Annotated in this window: 18 protein-coding genes; 10 read left to right on the top strand and 8 right to left on the bottom strand. The window is 66.9% G+C overall.

The window, feature by feature from the left end:
• The 5 genes from CBW24_RS13905 to CBW24_RS13885 form a co-directional block, all read right to left on the bottom strand.
• The gene (locus CBW24_RS13905) at positions 1-381 is read right to left on the bottom strand and encodes a DUF805 domain-containing protein (protein ID WP_232529823.1); all 381 of its coding nucleotides are present in this window, start codon (positions 379-381) and stop codon (positions 1-3) included.
• Positions 382-409: 28 nt separating this feature from the next.
• A complete protein-coding gene (gene plsY, locus CBW24_RS13900) occupies positions 410-1051 on the bottom strand; it encodes a glycerol-3-phosphate 1-O-acyltransferase PlsY (protein WP_097373909.1) in 642 nt (213 codons plus the stop codon).
• 58 nt (positions 1052-1109) lie between these two features.
• Positions 1110-2396 carry a dihydroorotase gene (gene pyrC, locus CBW24_RS13895; RefSeq protein WP_097373908.1) on the bottom strand — a complete coding sequence of 429 codons (1287 nt, stop codon included), beginning with the start codon at positions 2394-2396 and terminating at the stop codon, positions 1110-1112.
• A gap of 99 nt (positions 2397-2495) precedes the next feature.
• A complete protein-coding gene (locus tag CBW24_RS13890; protein ID WP_097373907.1) occupies positions 2496-3089 on the bottom strand; it encodes a hypothetical protein in 594 nt (197 codons plus the stop codon).
• 730 nt (positions 3090-3819) lie between these two features.
• Positions 3820-4770, bottom strand: a complete 951-nt coding sequence (locus tag CBW24_RS13885) for an aspartate carbamoyltransferase catalytic subunit (RefSeq protein ID WP_097373906.1) — start codon at positions 4768-4770, stop codon at positions 3820-3822.
• A 162-nt stretch (positions 4771-4932) separates the two neighbouring features.
• On the opposite strand from CBW24_RS13885, the gene CBW24_RS13880 reads away from it, so the two are divergent.
• From CBW24_RS13880 to CBW24_RS13865, 4 genes are all read left to right on the top strand, one after another.
• Positions 4933-5802, top strand: a complete 870-nt coding sequence (locus tag CBW24_RS13880) for a uracil-DNA glycosylase (protein ID WP_097373905.1) — start codon at positions 4933-4935, stop codon at positions 5800-5802.
• A gap of 3 nt (positions 5803-5805) precedes the next feature.
• Positions 5806-6348, top strand: coding sequence for a molybdenum cofactor biosynthesis protein B (gene moaB, locus CBW24_RS13875; RefSeq protein ID WP_088662624.1), 543 nt, complete (start codon positions 5806-5808; stop codon positions 6346-6348).
• 117 nt (positions 6349-6465) lie between these two features.
• Positions 6466-8034: an efflux RND transporter periplasmic adaptor subunit gene (locus tag CBW24_RS13870; protein ID WP_097373904.1), complete on the top strand. Its 1569-nt coding sequence runs from the start codon at positions 6466-6468 to the stop codon at positions 8032-8034.
• A 4-nt stretch (positions 8035-8038) separates the two neighbouring features.
• Entirely contained in the window at positions 8039-11470 is a 3432-nt protein-coding gene (locus CBW24_RS13865; RefSeq protein WP_088662622.1) for an efflux RND transporter permease subunit, read from the top strand.
• 108 nt (positions 11471-11578) lie between these two features.
• Here the strand turns inward: CBW24_RS13865 and CBW24_RS13860 are convergent, their stop codons facing one another.
• A complete protein-coding gene (locus CBW24_RS13860; protein ID WP_088662621.1) occupies positions 11579-12421 on the bottom strand; it encodes a protein-disulfide reductase DsbD domain-containing protein in 843 nt (280 codons plus the stop codon).
• A 132-nt stretch (positions 12422-12553) separates the two neighbouring features.
• On the opposite strand from CBW24_RS13860, the gene CBW24_RS13855 reads away from it, so the two are divergent.
• On the top strand, positions 12554-13132 hold the full coding sequence (locus CBW24_RS13855; RefSeq protein ID WP_088662620.1) for a YqgE/AlgH family protein: 579 nt from the start codon (positions 12554-12556) through the stop codon (positions 13130-13132).
• Between the two features lie 104 nt (positions 13133-13236).
• On the opposite strand, the gene CBW24_RS13850 is transcribed toward CBW24_RS13855, so the two are convergent.
• Positions 13237-13353, bottom strand: coding sequence for an argininosuccinate lyase (locus CBW24_RS13850; RefSeq protein WP_097373903.1), 117 nt, complete (start codon positions 13351-13353; stop codon positions 13237-13239).
• On the bottom strand, positions 13350-14747 hold the full coding sequence (argH, locus tag CBW24_RS13845; RefSeq protein ID WP_097373902.1) for an argininosuccinate lyase: 1398 nt from the start codon (positions 14745-14747) through the stop codon (positions 13350-13352). The genes CBW24_RS13850 and argH overlap by 4 nt, the downstream gene beginning before the upstream one ends.
• Before the next feature lie 45 nt (positions 14748-14792).
• On the opposite strand from argH, the gene CBW24_RS13840 reads away from it, so the two are divergent.
• From CBW24_RS13840 to CBW24_RS13820, 5 genes are all read left to right on the top strand, one after another.
• On the top strand, positions 14793-15392 hold the full coding sequence (locus CBW24_RS13840; protein WP_097373901.1) for a TlpA family protein disulfide reductase: 600 nt from the start codon (positions 14793-14795) through the stop codon (positions 15390-15392).
• 13 nt (positions 15393-15405) lie between these two features.
• The gene (locus tag CBW24_RS13835; protein ID WP_097373900.1) at positions 15406-15834 is read left to right on the top strand and encodes an HPr kinase/phosphorylase; all 429 of its coding nucleotides are present in this window, start codon (positions 15406-15408) and stop codon (positions 15832-15834) included.
• Positions 15835-15932: 98 nt separating this feature from the next.
• Positions 15933-16811, top strand: a complete 879-nt coding sequence (gene rapZ, locus CBW24_RS13830) for an RNase adapter RapZ (protein ID WP_374708979.1) — start codon at positions 15933-15935, stop codon at positions 16809-16811.
• 5 nt (positions 16812-16816) lie between these two features.
• Positions 16817-17209 (top strand): PTS sugar transporter subunit IIA, encoded by a 393-nt coding sequence (locus tag CBW24_RS13825; protein ID WP_088662616.1) that lies wholly within the window; start codon positions 16817-16819, stop codon positions 17207-17209.
• A gap of 29 nt (positions 17210-17238) precedes the next feature.
• Positions 17239-17508, top strand: a complete 270-nt coding sequence (locus CBW24_RS13820; RefSeq protein ID WP_088662615.1) for an HPr family phosphocarrier protein — start codon at positions 17239-17241, stop codon at positions 17506-17508.
• Positions 17509-17556 lie beyond the last annotated feature (48 nt).

Below are 17556 nucleotides of genomic sequence, written 5' to 3'. Positions count from 1 at the left end.
TCAGCGATAGGCAGGCGTGGCGAGCGGGTCGGGACCGAAGCGGTTCGGCCCGTCGGTGCCGCGCAGGCAGAAGATGATGAGCAGCGCCAGCGAGCCCAGCACCGGGATCAGGCCCAGCAGCAGCCACCATGCCGACATATCGCGGTCATGCAGCCGCCGCCCGCCGACGCAGATCGACGGCACCAGCATCGCCAGCGACCACAGCGCCCCAAGCAACCCCCATGTGAGGCCCTGCAATACCGCCCCTTCGACAAAGCTGATGAGGAAGCTGCCGCCCCAGGTGAACAGCCCAAACCACCACAGTTCGGATCGGCGGGCGCGGCCCGATATCACCGCATATTTCTCGAAGCAGGTTTTTACCGCCTCGGTAAAGCTCATCATGTCCCGGTCTCCTGTTCGTTAGCCGCGCTCAGGGCGCGTCGGGGCCTGACGTGGCGGTGGCTTTCTTTTCCGCGCCGATCTTGGGCTCCGTGCCTTGACGCAACCGGGCAATGTTGGCGGCGTGGCGCAGATAAATCAACGCCGTGAGCGCGGCGCAGAGCAGCATCGCATCGGTGTATCCAAAGACAAACACCCAGATGAGCGAAGAGACCGACGCGACCAGCGCGGCCAACGAGGAGTAGCGCATCAGCTTTGCCATCACGAGCCAGACCGCGCCCGAGGCCAGCCCGACGGGCCATGCCAGCACCAACAGCGTGCCAAAGAACGTGGCCACGCCCTTACCCCCGCGAAAGCCCAGATAGACCGGGTAAAGATGCCCGAGGAACGCCGCGAACCCGGCCAGTTGCGCCGCATCCTCGCCCAAAGTCACGCGCCCGATCGCCACGGCGATCCCGGCTTTGCCCGCATCCAGCAGCAGGGTCAGCAGCGCGGCCAGCTTATTGCCGGTGCGCAGCACGTTGGTGGCGCCGATATTGCCCGATCCGATCTGGCGCAGATCGCCCAGCCCGAAGAGGCGCGCGATGACGATGCCGAACGGGATCGCGCCCAGCAGATAGCCCAGCACCGCTGTCACGAGGAGCAGCACGGGCGCGGTTTCGATCAGGGGCATGACAGGCTCTCCGAGCTTCGAGTATTGCAAATACGCGACCGCTGATGCGGTGCGGGGATCATGCCGCGTATCGGTCGAACACGCGACGTCCGCCGACCCATGTGCCGATCACCCGGCCTTCCATGCGCTGGCCGTCGAAGGGGGTGTTTTTCGATTTCGAGCGTAGGGCGAACCGGTCCAGCACGAAGGGCGCGTCAGGGTCGAACAGCACTAGATCGGCGGGGCCGGAGGCGAGCGTTCCACCGGGAAGCCCCAGCCGCCGCGCCGGGTTCAGCGCCATTGCGCGGAACAGTTGCGGCAGGCTCAGCGCGCCCGCGTGGTAAAGCCGCATCGCCGCCGGAAGCAGCGTCTCCAGCCCGACCGCGCCGGACGCGGCCTCCTCAAACGGCAAGCGTTTGCTTTCTTCGTCCTGTGGCGTGTGCATCGAACAGATCACGTCGATCAGCCCGGCGGCCACGGCCTCGACCACGGCAAGCCGGTCGTCTTCGTCGCGCAGGGGCGGCTTGACCTTGAAGAAGGTGCGGTAGTCGCCGACATCGAGCGCATTCAGCGTCAGGTGATGGATCGACACGCCAGCGGTGACATCGAACCCGTTCTGACGCGCGCGCTCCAGCGGCGGCAGCGCGCGGGCGGCGGTGATCTGATCGGCGTGGTAGCGCGCACCGGTCATTTCCACCAGCGCGATGTCCCGGTCGAGCCCCATCCGCTCCGCCATGGGCGAGACCGAGGGCAGGCCACGCAGCGCGGCGAATTTGCCCGATGTGGTCGCCGCGCCCGCCGACAGGCCCGGCTCCTGCGGGTGGCCGATCACCAGCGCGCCGAGAGACCGCGCATAGGTCAGGCAGCGTGACAGCACCTTGGTGTCGCGGGTGACGCGGTCGCCATCGGAAAACGCCACCGCGCCCGCATCCTGCAAAAACCCGATCTCGACCATCTCGCGGCCCTCGCGGGCGCGGGTCAGCGCAGCCATCGCGGCAATGCGGACCGGGCTGGCCTCCGCCCCGCGCCGCAGGGCGAATTCCAGCACTTCGGGGCTGTCGATCGTGGGCACGGTATCGGCGCGGGTGACCATCGTGGTGACGCCCCCGGCAGCGGCGGCCAGCCCGGCGGAGCGGAAGCTTTCCTTGTGCCGCTCGCCCGGCTCCCCGATCTTTACCCCGATATCGACGATGCCGGGGGCGAGGCATTTGCCGTTGCATTCGACGATCTCCGCGCCCTCGGGGGAGGGGGCTTCCTGATCCTCGACCAGCGCGTCGATCTGGCCGTCGCGCACCACCAGATGCCCGGATTTCTCGGCCGTGCTCTCGGGGTCGATCAGGCGGGCATTGCGGAACACCGTGAGCATGGGGGGGCCTTCATCGTCGGGAACTGTCGCGTGCTCCTTACCGCATGGGGCGGGTCGAACGGAAGGTGTCTTCGCTTTGGGCCGGGAGGGCTGTGGGGGTCAGAGCGCGGCCCAGATCAGCAACAGCAGCACCACGATGATCGCCGCACCCGCAATGAGCAGCCCACGCGGCACACGGGTGGGCACGACCGGGGTGGTGGCAGGCGCGACCGGATCGGCGGTGCCACGGGCGCTGGGAGTTTGCAGGGTGGGGCCTGCGGGTGCGCCCCGCTCCACCGGGTAGGCACCGACGAACCGCAGCGGCGCGGTTGGCGCAAATGTCCCCTGACCCCCCTCCACCGCGCGGGGGGTGATCAGCACCAGCCCGCCGATCAGCGCATTCAGGCGGCTGCGGTCCGGGCCGAGGCTGTCGGGCTGCACGCCCAGCCCTTCGGTCAGGTAATTGGTCAGGCCAAGCCTCGCGACACGTTCGGCGGGAAAGACATCCACGAAAGCGGGGTCAAGCGGCCCATCCCAACCAAGCGCCTCTCGCAGAGGCCAGTTTTCGGCGGCTTCGGGCGCATCGGGGGTTTCGGTCGGGGCACTATAGGGGCCCAGCGCCTCGGCGGGCAGGTCGAGGGTAAAGACCCAGACCGGGTTCCGGGTCAGATGCGGCGAGACCAGCAGCGGGTCGGGATGGGACGGATCGGTCATGGGGCCTCCTGGCGCGGGGTGTATTGGGCCAACGCGCAGGGCGCGGGATGGGTCCGGTGTGATGGTCGCGGGAGGGGGGGGGCGTTGGGGCTGCGCGGGCTTGCTGTCGTGGCTTGGGGCGCGACGGAGCCTGCCCGCTCTGAGGTCAGCGTGAGGTGGCAAAGCGCCAGCCCGTCGGGGCGGGCAGGCACTCGCCCGCGCGGCCTTCGGCCTTGTTCGCGGGCGGTGGCGCTTTGAACGAAGATCGCTAGCCGTCGGGGGGTAGGAGCAACGTAAGCCTGCCCGTGGGATGGCGCCGGTGCGGGTGAGCGGGTGTGCTTTATGGTGACACATGCCTCCCTGCTCTGAGGTTAGCGTGAGGTGGCAAAGCGCCAGCCCGTCGGGGCGGGCAGGCACTCGCCCGCGCGGCCTTCGGCCTTGTTCGCGGGCGGTGGCGCCTTGAACGAAGATCGCTAGCCGTCGGGGGGTAGGGGCAACGTAAGCCTGCCCGTGGGGTGGCGCCGCAGCGGCTGAGCGGGTGTGCTTTATGGCGACACATGCCTCCCCGCTCTGAGGTCAGCGTAAGGTGGCCAAGCGCCAGCCGGGGGGCGGGCAGGCGCTCGCTCTCGCGGCCTTCGGCCTTGTTCGAGAGCGGGGGCGCTGAGTTCGGAGGTTGTGAGGCTCTGTCGTCCGGGTGCGACGGGATCGGGTCATGGGCACTGGCCCCCACCCGAACCCGACATCCGGCACGTCACGCGTATTGGGCGGGCTCGGCGTTGCGGAGGTTCCGGGCGAGGAGGTCCATGGCGGCCATGCGGACCGCGACGCCCATTTCCACCTGTTCCTGAATGACCGAGCGGTTGATGTCATCGGCGGTGGTGCCGTCGATCTCCACCCCGCGGTTCATGGGGCCGGGATGCATGACGATGGCGTCGGGCTTGGCGCAGGCGAGCTTCTCGGCGTCCAGCCCGAAGCGGTGGTAATATTCACGCTCCGACGGGATGAACCCGCCATCCATCCGCTCTTTCTGAAGGCGGAGCATCATGACCACGTCGCAATCGGCGAGGCCCTCGCGCATGTCCTCATAGACCTCGACGCCCCAGTCATGGATGCCCGACGGCATCAGCGTCGGCGGCCCGACGAGGCGCACACGGTTTTCCATCCGCCCCAGCAGCATGATGTTGGATCGCGCGACCCGGCTGTGGGCGATATCGCCGCAGATCGCGATGTTGAGCCGGTGCAGACGGCCCTTGGCGCGGCGGATCGTCAGCGCGTCGAGCAGCGCCTGCGTGGGGTGTTCGTGGCGGCCATCGCCAGCATTGAGCACGGCGCAGTTGACCTTCTGCGCCAGCAGATCCACGGCGCCGGAATGGGGGTGGCGCACCACCAGCAGATCGGGATGCATGGCGTTCAGTGTCAGGGCGGTATCGACCAGTGTCTCGCCCTTCTTAATGGAACTGGCCTGCATCTGCATGTTCATGACATCCGCGCCCAGACGCTTGCCCGCGATCTCGAAACTCGCCTGCGTGCGGGTCGAGTTTTCGAAGAACATGTTGATCTGGGTCAGACCCTTCAGCGCGTCGGAATGTTTGTGCGGCTGGCGGTTCAGGTCGACATAGCGGTCGGCGAGATCGAGCAGGGCTGTGATCTCGGTCGGGTGCAGCGGCTCGATCCCCAACAGGTGCCGGTGGCGGAAGGTCATGGGCGGGATCTCCGTATTATGGGGGCCGGGGGCAGGTGCCGGGGTCGTGGATGCTGGCGGCGTTATAGGGCCGGGGAGGGCGCGGGGTAAAGCGGCGCGGACCGGGACCGGCAGGGCGGCAAGGCGTTGTGGCCGGGCGCGGGGCAGCGTAGCTTGCCGGGGATGAGTCTCGCGATCGATCAATTGGATTTCCACACCGCCCGCGCCCTGCTGGAATGGCAGGTCGAACTGGGCGTGCTGGATGCCGTGGGCGAAACCCCGGTGGATCGCTACGCGGCCTCGGCGGAGGCGTTGGCGAAACAGGCCGAACGCCAAGCGGAACGTCAGGCGTCGCAGCCCGGCAGCGCACAGGGCCGCGAGGGGGGCGCACGGGCAAAGCCGGGTCGCGCCCCGGCACCGCCGATGGAGCCCAAGGGCCCCGATACCGCGCTGCTGGCCCGGCAGGCGGCAGAGGCGGCCACCGATATCGATGCGCTGATCGCCGCGCAGGAAAGTTTCGAGCATTGCGACCTGAAGCGCGGGGCGCGCAGCTTCGTGCGTCCCGAAGGCCGACCGCAGGCGCGTGTGATGATCATCGGCGAGGCCCCGGACCCCGAAGAGGATCGCGCGGGCCATGCGTTTGCCGGGCGCACGGGGCAGATGCTGGACCGTATGTGCGCGGCCATCGGCCTGTCGCGGGATGCGGCGGACGCACAGAAGGCGGTCTATGTCAGCACCTTGCTGCCGTGGCGCCCGCCGCAGAACCGGGAGCCGCAGGCCGACGAGATCGCGATGATGCTGCCCTTTGTGAGGCGCCATATCGCGCTGGCCGACCCCGATCTGCTGGTGCTGATGGGCAATGACCCCTGCGGCGCGTTGCTGGGCAAACGCGGCATCACCCGGCTGCGGGGGCGCTGGGCGGAAGTCGAGGGCCGTCCGGCCTTGCCGATGTTCCATCCCGGCTACCTGCTGCGCAATCCCGATTTCAAACGCGAGGCATGGGCCGATCTGCTGAGCCTTCAGGCGCGGCTACGCAGCAAGGCGGAGGGCTGAGCCATGGCACGGATCGACGAAAACCGGGAGTTCGTGCCGGTGCGCATTGCGGTGCTGACGGTATCGGACAGCCGCACGCTGGGCGAGGATCGGTCCGGCGATACGCTGGTGGACCGCCTGACCGGCGCGGGGCATCATCTGGCCGCTCGGGAAATCCTGCCCGATGAGCGAAGCCAGATCGCGGATCAGTTGCGCGCATGGTGCGCCGACCCGGAGATCGACGTGATCTTATCGACGGGGGGCACCGGGCTCACCGGGCGGGATGTCACCGTCGAGGCCCATCGCGATGTCTACGAAAAAGAGATCGAGGCGTTCGGCACCGTTTTCACATGGGTCTCCATGCAGAAAATCGGCACCTCGGCGGTGCAAAGCCGGGCCACGGGCGGGGTGGCGCAGGGCACCTATCTGTTCGCGCTGCCGGGCAGTCCGGGTGCCTGTCGCGACGCGTGGGACGAAATTTTGGCGGCACAGCTCGATTATCGGCATCGCCCTTGCAACTTTGTCGAAATTTTTCCGCGTTTGGACGAACATCTGCGACGGAAATAGGCGGGTCTGCCGTATAGCGGAAGAACGGGCTTATTGTGTGCGGCGTTTCACGGGGTTGTGCCTTGCCCGACAGCAGGCGGCGCGGGACGCTCGCTGCGACTATTTCGGGATGACTGCATGCTGTTTCTGCGCCGCTCCTTGGTTGGGCTTTTCCTGTTCTCGGTGACGCTGGGGCTGATGGCTTGGGCGGGGGGCATGTTTTGGGGCGCGTTGCAGGAGCGGCTGAACCGCGAAGCGCAGGTGCGCCCGGCCCGAGAGCGCGTCGTGGGCGTGAATGTGATCGAGATTACTCCGGCCACGGTGACCCCGGTGCTGACGGCCTTTGGCGAGATCCGCAGCCGCCGCACGCTGGAATTGCGGGCCTCGGCGGCGGGGCGTGTGATCGCGCTGGCCGACAGTTTCGAGGATGGCGGCGAAGTGCGCGCGGGGCAGGTTCTGGCCCGGATCGATCCCACCGATGCAGAAGCGGCGCTGGAACTGGCACGCACCGATCTGGCGGAGGCCGAGGATGAATTGCGCGACGCGCGCACCGCGTTGACGCTGGCGCGGGACGAGTTGGCGGGCGCCCGGTCGCAGGCGGAATTGCGGACACAGGCCCTGACGCGGCAGCGAGATCTACAGGCACGGGGCATCGGCTCGGCCGCGGCGGTGGAGGAAGCGGCGTTGCAGGCGTCGAGCGCGGAACAGTCGGTCCTGTCGCAGCGGCAGGCCGTGGCCACCGCGGAAAGCCGGGTGGATCAGGCGGGCAATGCCCTGTCCCGGCAGCATCTGAATGTCGCGGAGGCCGAACGCGCGCTGGCCGATACCGAACTGCGCGCGGGCTTTGACGGGATCATGGCCGAGGTGACAGCGGTCGAAGGCGGGCTGGTCACCGAAAACGAGATCCTTGGCCAGTTGATCGACCCCGATGCGCTGGAAGTGGCGTTTCGGGTGTCCACCTCGCAATATGCGCGGCTGCTGGACGAGAGCGGCAGTCTGATCGATCTGCCTATCGCCGTCAGTCTGGATGTCATGGGCGAGGATCTGAGTGTCGCGGGCACGATCAGCCGGGTGTCGGCGCAGGCTGGCGAAGGCCTGACGGGGCGGCTGATCTTTGCCCGGCTGGAGCGGATCGGCGGCTTCCGCCCCGGTGATTTCGTCACCGTGCGGGTGGAGGAGCCAGCGCTGCCGGACATGGTGGTGCTGCCCGCCGCCGCCGTATCCGCCACGGGCGAAGTGCTAGTGGTGGGTGCGGACAACCGGCTGGATGTGGCGCAGGTGCAGATCGCGCGGCGGCAGGGCAACGAGGTGATCGTGACGGCCTCGGATCTGGCAGGCGCGCGGGTCGTGTCCGAACGCTCGCCCCTGCTGGGCGCGGGCATCCTGACACGGGTGCTGAACGACGAGGCCGAAGAGGTCGCGGAGGGCGGCGGCAGGGCGGGCAGGCCGAGTGGTCCCGGCGGGGCAGGCGGGCGCGGTGGCGCAGGACCGGGCGGAGCAGGGCCACGCGGCGCGGCAGAAACCGCCGATGCCAGCGCCGGCGAGATGGTGACGCTGGATGCCGAGCGCCGCGCGCGGCTGGTGCAATTCGTCGAGGCCAATACCCGGATGCCGGATCAGGCCAAGGCGCGGATGCTGGCGCAGTTGTCGGGAGATCAGGTGCCTGCCCAACTGATAGCGCAGCTTGAATCCCGTATGGGGGGCTGAACCGATGGCCGTGCGCAGCCTTGCCTCCGACGGTCGCGCGAGCGGCATCCTCAGTTACTTCACCCGCCACCGCACTGCCGCGAACCTTGTCGTGCTGTTGCTGATCGTGGCGGGGCTTGCGGCGTTTCCGCGGATGCGGGCGCAGTTTTTCCCTGACATCGTGACCGATGAAATCGATGTGTCGGTCACATGGGATGGCGCGGGTGCGGAGGATGTGGACGGCGCAATCGTCGAATTGCTGGAGCCCGCGTTGCTGGCGGTCGAAGGGGTCGAAAGCTCGGAGAGCCGCAGCAGCGAGGGTCGCGCCAGCATTGAGCTGACCTTCGAGCCGGGTTGGGACATGGGGCGCGCTGCCGATGATGTGCAGCAGGCGGTGGACGCGCTGTCGAACCTGCCCGACGATGCCGATGACCCGCGTGTCAGCCGGGGCGGCTGGCGTGACCGGGTGACCGACGTGGTGGTGAACGGGCCAGTGGGCGTGGACCAATTGGGCCGCTTTGCCGATGAGATGGTCACGCGGCTCTTTGCCGAGGGCGTCACCCAGACCACCATTCGCGGCGTCGTCGCGCCCGAGGTTCTGGTCGAGGTGCCGACCGCCGAACTGATCCGCAATGATGTGAGCATGTCCGACATCGCCAGCGCCATCGCGGCGGAGGCCGAGGCCGACCCGGCGGGGGATGTGGAGGGGGCCAATGCCCGCGTGCGCACCGGCACCGCCAAACGCGCGCCCGACCAGATCGAAGGTATCGTGCTGCGCAGCAATGCCGACGGCTCGCAATTGACCGTGGGCGACGTGGCGCAGGTGCGGGTGCTGGGTATCGACCGGGAGCGCACCTATTACGTGGGCGACAATCAAGCGGTGTCGATCCGGGTGGACCGGTCGCAAAGCGGCGATGCCATCGACATTCAGCGGCAGGTGGAGGCCGTCGCCGAGGACATGATGCTGAGCCTGCCCGAAGGCGTGCGCATCGACCTGATCCGCACCCGGTCCGAGGAGATCACCGGACGGCTGGATATCCTGTTGGAAAACGGGCTGACCGGGCTGGCGCTGGTGGTGGGGCTGTTGTTCCTGTTTCTGAACGCGCGCACGGCGATCTGGGTCGCGGCGGGTATCCCGGTGGCGATGCTGGCCGCGATTGCGCTGATGTATGCAGCCGGTCTGACGCTGAACATGATTTCGCTGTTCGCGCTGATCATCACGCTGGGGATCGTGGTGGATGACGCCATCGTGGTGGGCGAACACGCGGATTTCCGTCATCGCAAGCTGGGCGAAAGCCCGGTCGTGGCCGCCGAAACCGCCGCCCGCCGGATGGCCGGGCCGGTGTTTTCGGCGACAGTGACCACGGTGCTGGCCTTCTCGGGATTGACGATGATCGAAGGCCGCTTCGGGGACATGATTTCGGACATTCCGTTCACCGTGATCGTGGTGCTGATCGCATCGCTGGCCGAATGTTTCCTGATCCTGCCCAACCACATGGCGCATGCGCTGGCGGCGTCGAACCCGACGGCGTGGTATGACGCGCCGTCGCGCACCGTGAACCGGGGCTTCAACTGGGTACAGTTGCACCTGTTCCGCCCGCTGATGCGCGGCGTGATCCGGGCGCGTTACCCGGTGCTGGGGGTCATGGTGCTGATCCTGACCACGCAGGTGGTGCTGTTCGTGCGGGGCGATGTGCAATGGCGGTTTTTCTCGTCGCCGGAACAGCCCTCGGTTTCCGCGAATTTCGCGATGGCGCCGGGCGCGCGGCGCGAGGACACGTTCGAGCAGATGCGGATGCTGCAAGACGCGGTGGCAGAGATCGGCGCCCGCTATGAAGCGGAATACGGCCTGAACCCGATTGCTTATGCGTTGGCCGAGATTGGCGGCAATACCGGGCGCGCGCTGGCAGGGTCGGAGGACAAGGATGCCGATCAGCTGGGTTCGATGGCGGTGGAACTGATCGAGCCGGACCTGCGGCCCTATAGCTCCTACCAATTCGTCGAAGACCTGACCGCCGCCGTGCCCCAACACCCGCTGACCGAAACGCTGAGCTTCCGCCGCTGGGGCACCGGGCCGGGCGGCGATTCGCTCGACGTGCAGATTTCGGGCGCGGAGGTGACCACGCTGAAGGCGGCGGCAGAGGCGCTGAAAACCGCCGTCAGCCAGTTTGGCGAGGTGTCGGCGGTCGAGGATACGCTGGCCTATGACAAAGAGGAAATGGTGCTGGAACTGACCCCGCAGGGGCAGGCGCTGGGCTTTACCATCGGCGATCTGGGGCAGGTGCTGAGTAACCGGCTGGGCGGGATCGAGGCGGCGACCTATCCGGTGGGGTCGCGCTCTGCCGCGATCCGGGTCGAATTGCCCGAAGCGGAACTGACCGCCGATTTTCTGGACACCACCCGGATGCGCACCGCGTCGGGGGATTATGTGCCGCTGGCCGATATCGTGAATGTCGAAACCCGCAGCGGTTTTTCCACCATCCGGCGGGAAAACGGCATCCGCGTGGTGTCGGTCTTTGGCGACATATCAGAGGACGACCCGGCCCGTGCGCAGGAGGTCACGACACAGATCCAAGAGGAAATCCTGCCCGGCATCGAGGAGCGTTTCGGTGTCATCACCCGCATGTCCGGACTGGCGGAGCAGGAGCAGGATTTTCTGTCGGACGCTCTACTGGGCTTCGGCTTCTGCCTTGCGGGGATTTACCTGACGCTTGCTTGGGTGTTTTCCAGTTGGACGCGGCCAGTGCTGATCATGGCGGTGATCCCGTTCGGGCTGGTCGGCACGATCTATGGCCATGCGGCGTGGGATATTCCGCTGTCGATGTTCACCGTGGTCGGGCTGATCGGGATGAGCGGCATCATCATCAACGATTCGATCGTGCTGGTGACCACGGTTGATGAATACGCCGCCGAGCGGGGGCTGCTGCCCGCCATTATCGATGGTGTGTCAGACCGGCTGCGCCCGGTTTTGCTGACGACGCTGACCACCGTGCTGGGACTGGCGCCGCTGCTTTATGAGCCGTCGTCACAGGCGCAGTTTCTGAAACCTACGGTGGTGACGCTGGTCTATGGGCTTGGCTTCGGCATGTTGCTGGTCCTGCTGCTGGTGCCGGCGCTGATGGCGATGCAAGACGATGTGGAGCGCCAATTGAGCGCCGCGCGCCGCGCGTTTCGCAGCCCCGCGCGGGCCCGTGCGCGGGGTGTGACGCTGGCCACAGGGGCCGGGCTGCTGGCGGTGCTGGCCGGGTTCGCCGCGACGCTGGGCCATGTGCTGACACTGGGCACGCTATGGCCGCCGGTGGGGGAGGCGCTTGCCATGACCGGGGCGGTGGGCAGCGGCACCGCGCTGGGCCTGTTCCTGATCTGGGTGGTGGCGGCGCTGCTGGTGATCTGGGTGCTGGCGGTCGTGGTGCTGAGCCTGCGTGGCCGCAAACGCGCGGTGGTCCCGGCGGAATGACGGATTATCCCCCGCGTAGCCTGAGCCAGCGTGACCGGTTGCGCGGGTGTTGACCGGTTTACAGGGGGGTGCCCGCCGCTAGATGTGCCTTGGGCCTGCGGGGCTGGGTCAGCCGGTGCAGCCGCGCACATCGACCGCCTGCGCGCCGCCGAGGACCGTAAAGCGCAGCGCACCGCGATCCAGCAGAAACGGCGTGGCATTGGAGGGGACCAATTCGGTCGTGGCGCTGAGGGTGCCGCCGCGCGACGTGATTTCCGGATCCGCCACCCAGATCGACGGGTCTTGCGGCTCGACCACCACCCTGTCGCCGCGGGCAGCCGCGCCGGGCAGATGCACGGTCAGGCGCAGGCCATCGCTGATCGGTGTGACCTCGCAGCGGGCAGGACCGACCCCGGCGCGCGCGGCGGAAAGCGGCATCCGGCGCAGTGCGGCTTCGATCACCGGGCTGGTGGCGCTGCTTTTCAGATCGGCCTTCAGCGACAGCGACACCGGGACGCAGATGTCCTTACACACCCCCAGATCGATGCGGCTTTCGACGCGGATCGGACGGCCCGGCACCTTGGGCGTCATTTCGATCGGAAGCACGAGTTCATCGTGATAGCCGATCGCGGTGAGGCCGTTGCTGTCGAAGATCGAAGGGCTGGGCCACATCACGGACACCGCGCCCAGATTGCGCGAGCCATCCCAGCCGAAGCGCGGCGGCAGACCGGCATCGCCGGGGCTGCGCCAATAGGTTTTCCATCCCGGCACCAGTTTCAGGTGCAGCGCGGCCATGCGGGTGCCGCGGGCGGTGGGGCCACCGTCGATCAGCCGTGCCGACACGACCGGGTCCGAGGGGGCGCCTGCGCGGGCCGGGAGCGCCGTGAAAAGCGCGGCGGTGGCGAGGACGGTCGACAGCGCGGCGGCGGCGAATGCCCCGCGCGGCATGGGGAGGAAGCTGGGGATGATCATGGCGCGCAGAATATGGACCGGCCCGGTTCTGGGAAATCACAACTTGGTCAGCCAACCGCCGCTGTGACATTTGTTCGACGGATCGCCGCCGCGCCCCTTGCCTCCCTGCGTCGGCGGCACCATCCTTTAGGCATGCAAGACACCGACGATGCCACGCTGGATCTGACCGGCAAGCTGCTGATCGCGATGCCCGGAATGGGTGATCCGCGCTTTGACCGCAGTGTGATTTTCATCTGCGCCCATTCCGCCGAGGGCGCGATGGGCCTGATTATCAACAAGCCGACGCCGGAACTGGCGTTCCGCGATTTGTTGAAGCAGCTCGACATCCCGATGCAGGGCGATGACCGCGACATCCTCGTGCATCTGGGCGGTCCGGTGGAGCATGGCCGGGGATTTGTGCTGCATTCAGCCGAGACGCCGGGCCGGGATTCGAGCCTTGCGGTCGATGACGACTTCGCGATGACGGCTACGCTGGATATTCTCGAAGACCTCGCTTCGGGGCGGGGACCGGACCGGGCGCTGCTGGCGCTGGGCTATGCGGGCTGGGGGCCGAGCCAGTTGGAGGCCGAGATCGCCAATAACGGCTGGCTGACCACCGACGCGCCGCAGGATCTGGTCTTTGCCCGCGATGCGAGCCTGAAATGGGAAATGGCGCTGGCGACGCTGGGGATCAGCCCGCTGGTCCTGTCGGCGGACGCCGGGCGGGCCTGAGCCGCGCGGTCAGCGCTGAGTTATGAAAAAGGCAGCATCCGACGCCGGGTGCTGCCTTTCTTATATCAACGCCTCACGCCTTCACGTGAAACCATGCGTTTGCGTTACCGTGCGCCACTGACCGGCGACCATGCGGCACGGTCCGGGCGGATCGGGGCGCCATCGACCCCGCAGGCCGCAAGCAGCCCGAGCAAGGACAGGCCAAGGACGAGCCGGGTCATGCCAGCGCCTCCTGCCAGCGGGCGACCTGTTCGCGCACATTGGCCGGCGCGGTGCCGCCATAGGAGGTCCGGCTGGCCACGGAATTCTGCACGCCGAGCACGGTGAACACATCCTCGGTGATGCCGTCATGGACCTCCTGCATTTCGGCCAGCGACAGGTCGGGCAGATCGCAGCCCTTGGCCTCCGCCCGGCCGACCAGCGTGCCAGTGACGTGATGCGCATCGCGGAAGGGCAGGTTCAATTCGCGCACCAGCCAGTCGGCCAGATCGGTCGCGGTGGAGAAGCCCGACGCAGCCGCGGCCTCCAATGCAGGGCGGTTGGCGGACATATCGCGCACCATCCCCTCCATCGCGGCGAGGGCGAGCATCAGGTTGTCGGCGGCGTCGAAGACCTGTTCTTTGTCTTCCTGCATGTCCTTGGAATAGGCCAGAGGCAGACCCTTCATCACCGTCAGCAGCGCGACATTGGCGCCAAGGATGCGGCCAATTTTGGCGCGGATCAGTTCAGCGGCGTCGGGGTTCTTCTTCTGCGGCATGATCGAGGAGCCGGTGGAGAACCGATCCGACAGCACGACGAAGCGGAACTGCGCGGAGGACCAGATCACCAGTTCTTCGGCCATGCGGCTGAGATGCATGGCGCAGATCGTGGCGGTGGACAGGAATTCCAGCGCGAAATCGCGATCCGACACGGCATCGAGGCTGTTGGCGGCGGGCCGGTCAAACCCAAGCGCCTCAGCCGTCATATGCCGGTCGATCGGGAAGGACGTGCCCGCCAGCGCCGCAGCCCCGAGGGGCGATTCGTTCATCCGGGCACGGGCGTCGCGGAAACGGTCGTGATCGCGCCCGAACATTTCGACATAGGCCATCATGTGATGACCCCATGTGACAGGCTGCGCGGTCTGCAGATGGGTGAAGCCGGGCATGACCCAATCCGCGCCAGCCTCCGCCTGTGCCAGCAACGCGTGCTGCAACGCGCGTAGACCGGCCATCGCGGCATCGCACTGTTCGCGGACCCAGAGCCGGAAATCGGTCGCCACCTGATCGTTGCGCGACCGGGCGGTGTGCAGGCGGCCTGCGGGCGCACCGATCAGATCCTTCAGCCGGGCTTCGACATTCATGTGGATGTCTTCCAGCGCGGTGGAGAAGGTGAAACGGCCTTCTTCGATCTCTGACAAGACCGTGAGCAGGCCTTCCCTGATCGTCTCGGCGTCTTTAGCGTCCACGATGCCTTGGGCGGCCAGCATGGCGGCATGGGCGCGGGAGCCTTCGATGTCCTGACGGGCAAGCCGTTTGTCGAAGCCGATCGAGGCATTGATTGCCTCCATGATCGCGTCGGGACCGGCGGCGAAGCGCCCGCCCCACATCTGGTTTGAGCCCTGCTCGGGTTTTGTCATGTGACGGAGCCCCTTGGGAAGTGAAACGAGAGAAAAGAGAGACGCATGAAGCGCTTGATTGCGGCCATTGTTTATACGGCGCTGGGGCTCGGCGCAATTGCGGCGCCGGGAGCGGTGCGCGCGGAGGCCGATATTGCCACGCTGGAGGCATTGCGCGACGGCACGATGAAGAAGCTGAATTTCCATACCGCCCCGAAACCGGCCATCGAGGGCAGTTTTCTGGATGCGGGCGGGACCAGCCATGACATGGCGGAGTTGCGCGGCGATGTGATCGTGCTGAACTTCTGGGCCACATGGTGCGCGCCCTGCCGTAAGGAAATGCCGATGCTGTCGGCGCTACAGGAGCGGTTCAAGGATCGCGGTGTTCGGGTGGTGACGATGGCGTCGGGGCCGAACCCGGTGCCCGCGATGCAGCGGTTCTTCGAAGAGATCGGCGTCGACAACCTGCCGCTATACCGGGACCCGCGTCAGGGCCTGTCGCGGCAATTCGCGGTGCTGGGCCTGCCCGCCACGGTCATTCTGGACGCCGAGGGCCGGGAATTGGCGCGGATGGTCGGTGAGGCCGATTGGGACAGCGACAGCGCCATCGCGATTCTGGAGGCTCTGGCGGAGCAACCCGCCGCGCCCAGCGGCGACGCTGGTTGAGGGCGGCGGGATCATGACCGGCGTCGCCGCCGAGATCATCCATGCCAGCGCGGTCGCCATCAACGGGCGCGGGCTCATGATTCTTGGGTCGTCGGGCGCGGGCAAATCGGCGCTGGCGTTGCAGATGATTGCCTTGGGCGCGGTGCTGGTGGCTGACGACCGTGTGGCCCTATGCGCAGATGCCGGCGGGCTGATGGCCGCCCCTGCGCCCAATATCGCGGGTTTGATTGAGGCGCGCGGGCTGGGGCTGATGCGGATGCCATATGAACCCGCCCGTGTGGTGGCCGCGCTGCGGCTGGACCGGCCTGAACCCGCGCGCCTGCCCCCCGATGACCGTTTCGTGCGATATTGCGAGCAGGATGTGCCCTTGCTGTTCCGCCCGCCCGGTGATCATCTGGCGGCGATGATGATTTTGCACCTGCAGCACGGACGAGAGGCGTGAGCTCAGACAGTTCGACTTCGACTCAGTTACCCGGACCTGACGCGGCACAAGCGCGCGCCGGGACCGACCGCGCGGCAGAGCCCGTCGCCCAGCAGCGGCTGGTGCTGATCACCGGTCCTTCGGGCGCCGGGCGCAGCACTGCGATCCGCGTGCTGGAGGATCTGGGCTGGGAGGTCATCGACAATCTTCCGTTGTCATTGGTGCCGCGCCTGCTGGACGGACCGCCTCATGGCAAGCCGCTGGCGCTGGGGCTCGATGTGCGTAACCGGGATTTCTCGACCGACGCCCTGCTGGATCTGGTGGAGCGACGGCACAGCGGCGCGCATCCCGACCTGCGGGTAGAGCTGCTGTATCTCGACTGTGCGCCGGATGTGCTGCAGCGACGGTTTTCGGAAACCCGGCGGCGTCATCCGTTGGCCCCGGCCGAAAGCCCGACCGAAGGCATCGCCCGCGAAATTGACCTGCTTGCCCCGGTGAAACTGCGCGCTGATCTGCTGATCGACACGTCCGAATTGACCGTGCACGATCTGCGCGCGGATATGGACCGGTGGTTCGGCTCGCCCACCGCCGACAACCTGGCGGTGAGCTTGCACAGTTTCAGCTACAAGCGTGGGTTGCCGCGCGGACTCGACATGGTGTTTGACGTGCGGTTTCTGCGCAACCCTTACTGGGATGACAGCCTGCGCGGGCTTGATGGTCGCGACGCCCCGGTGCAAGCCTATGTGGCACAGGATACGAGATATGAACCCTTCTTCGATAGCGTGGCCGGACTGACCCGGTTGCTGCTGCCGGCCTATGTGGCCGAAGGCAAGGCGCATCTGTCCATCGGGTTCGGGTGTACCGGCGGCCAGCACCGCTCCGTTACCGTAACGGAATTGCTGGCCAAGACGCTTGCGGAGGAGGGATGGCGCGTGTCTATAAGACACAGGGAACTAGAGCGCAGGGCAGCACAGTCCGGCGCCGCAGAGCCGAGGTAGGCAGCGTGATCGGCATCGTGATCGTCGCGCATGGTGGTTTGGCCAGAGAATATCTGGCCGCTGTCGAACATGTGGTCGGCAAACAGACCGGCATACGCGCAATCGCCATAGCGCCGGATCATGACCGGCAGATGAAGCAGTCAGAGATCTGCATCGCCGCCGACGAGGTCGACATGGGCGACGGAGTCGTCGTGGTCACCGACATGTTCGGTGGATCGCCGTCGAACCTGAGCCTGCGCGCGTGTTCCCCGCAAAACCGCAAGATCCTTTACGGGGCGAACCTGCCGATGCTGATCAAGCTCGCCAAGTCACGCCAGATGAAGGTAGAGGATGCTGTGGTCACCGCTATGGAAGCGGGTCGGAAATATATTAACAGCTTTGACGGCCTTCCCGGCTGAGAGAGCGGCTCGGGGAGGGCAGGCATAGTATGGCGCAACGCACGTTATCTATCGTGAACGAGAAGGGCCTTCATGCCCGCGCATCGGCAAAATTCGTTGAAACGGTCGAGGAATACGATGCTCGCGCGACCGTGAGCCGGGACGGTCTGGAGGCTGGGGGCGACAGCATCATGGGGCTTTTGATGTTGGCAGCGTCCAAGGGAACCTCTATTCAGGTTGAAACCAACGGACCACAGGCCGACGCCCTGATGGACGCGCTCGCGGCACTTGTCGCGGACAGGTTCGGAGAGCCGTTCTGACCGGACGGTCCGGTCACCCCACGCCACCGCAGCGCCCCGAAGAGGGTT

It is taken from the genome of Pacificitalea manganoxidans, assembly GCF_002504165.1.
In the GTDB taxonomy this organism is placed as follows: Bacteria; Pseudomonadota; Alphaproteobacteria; order Rhodobacterales; family Rhodobacteraceae; genus Pacificitalea; species Pacificitalea manganoxidans.
The sequence above is the reverse complement of the archived record's forward strand: the minus strand, read 5'-3'. Positions and strand labels throughout refer to the sequence as shown.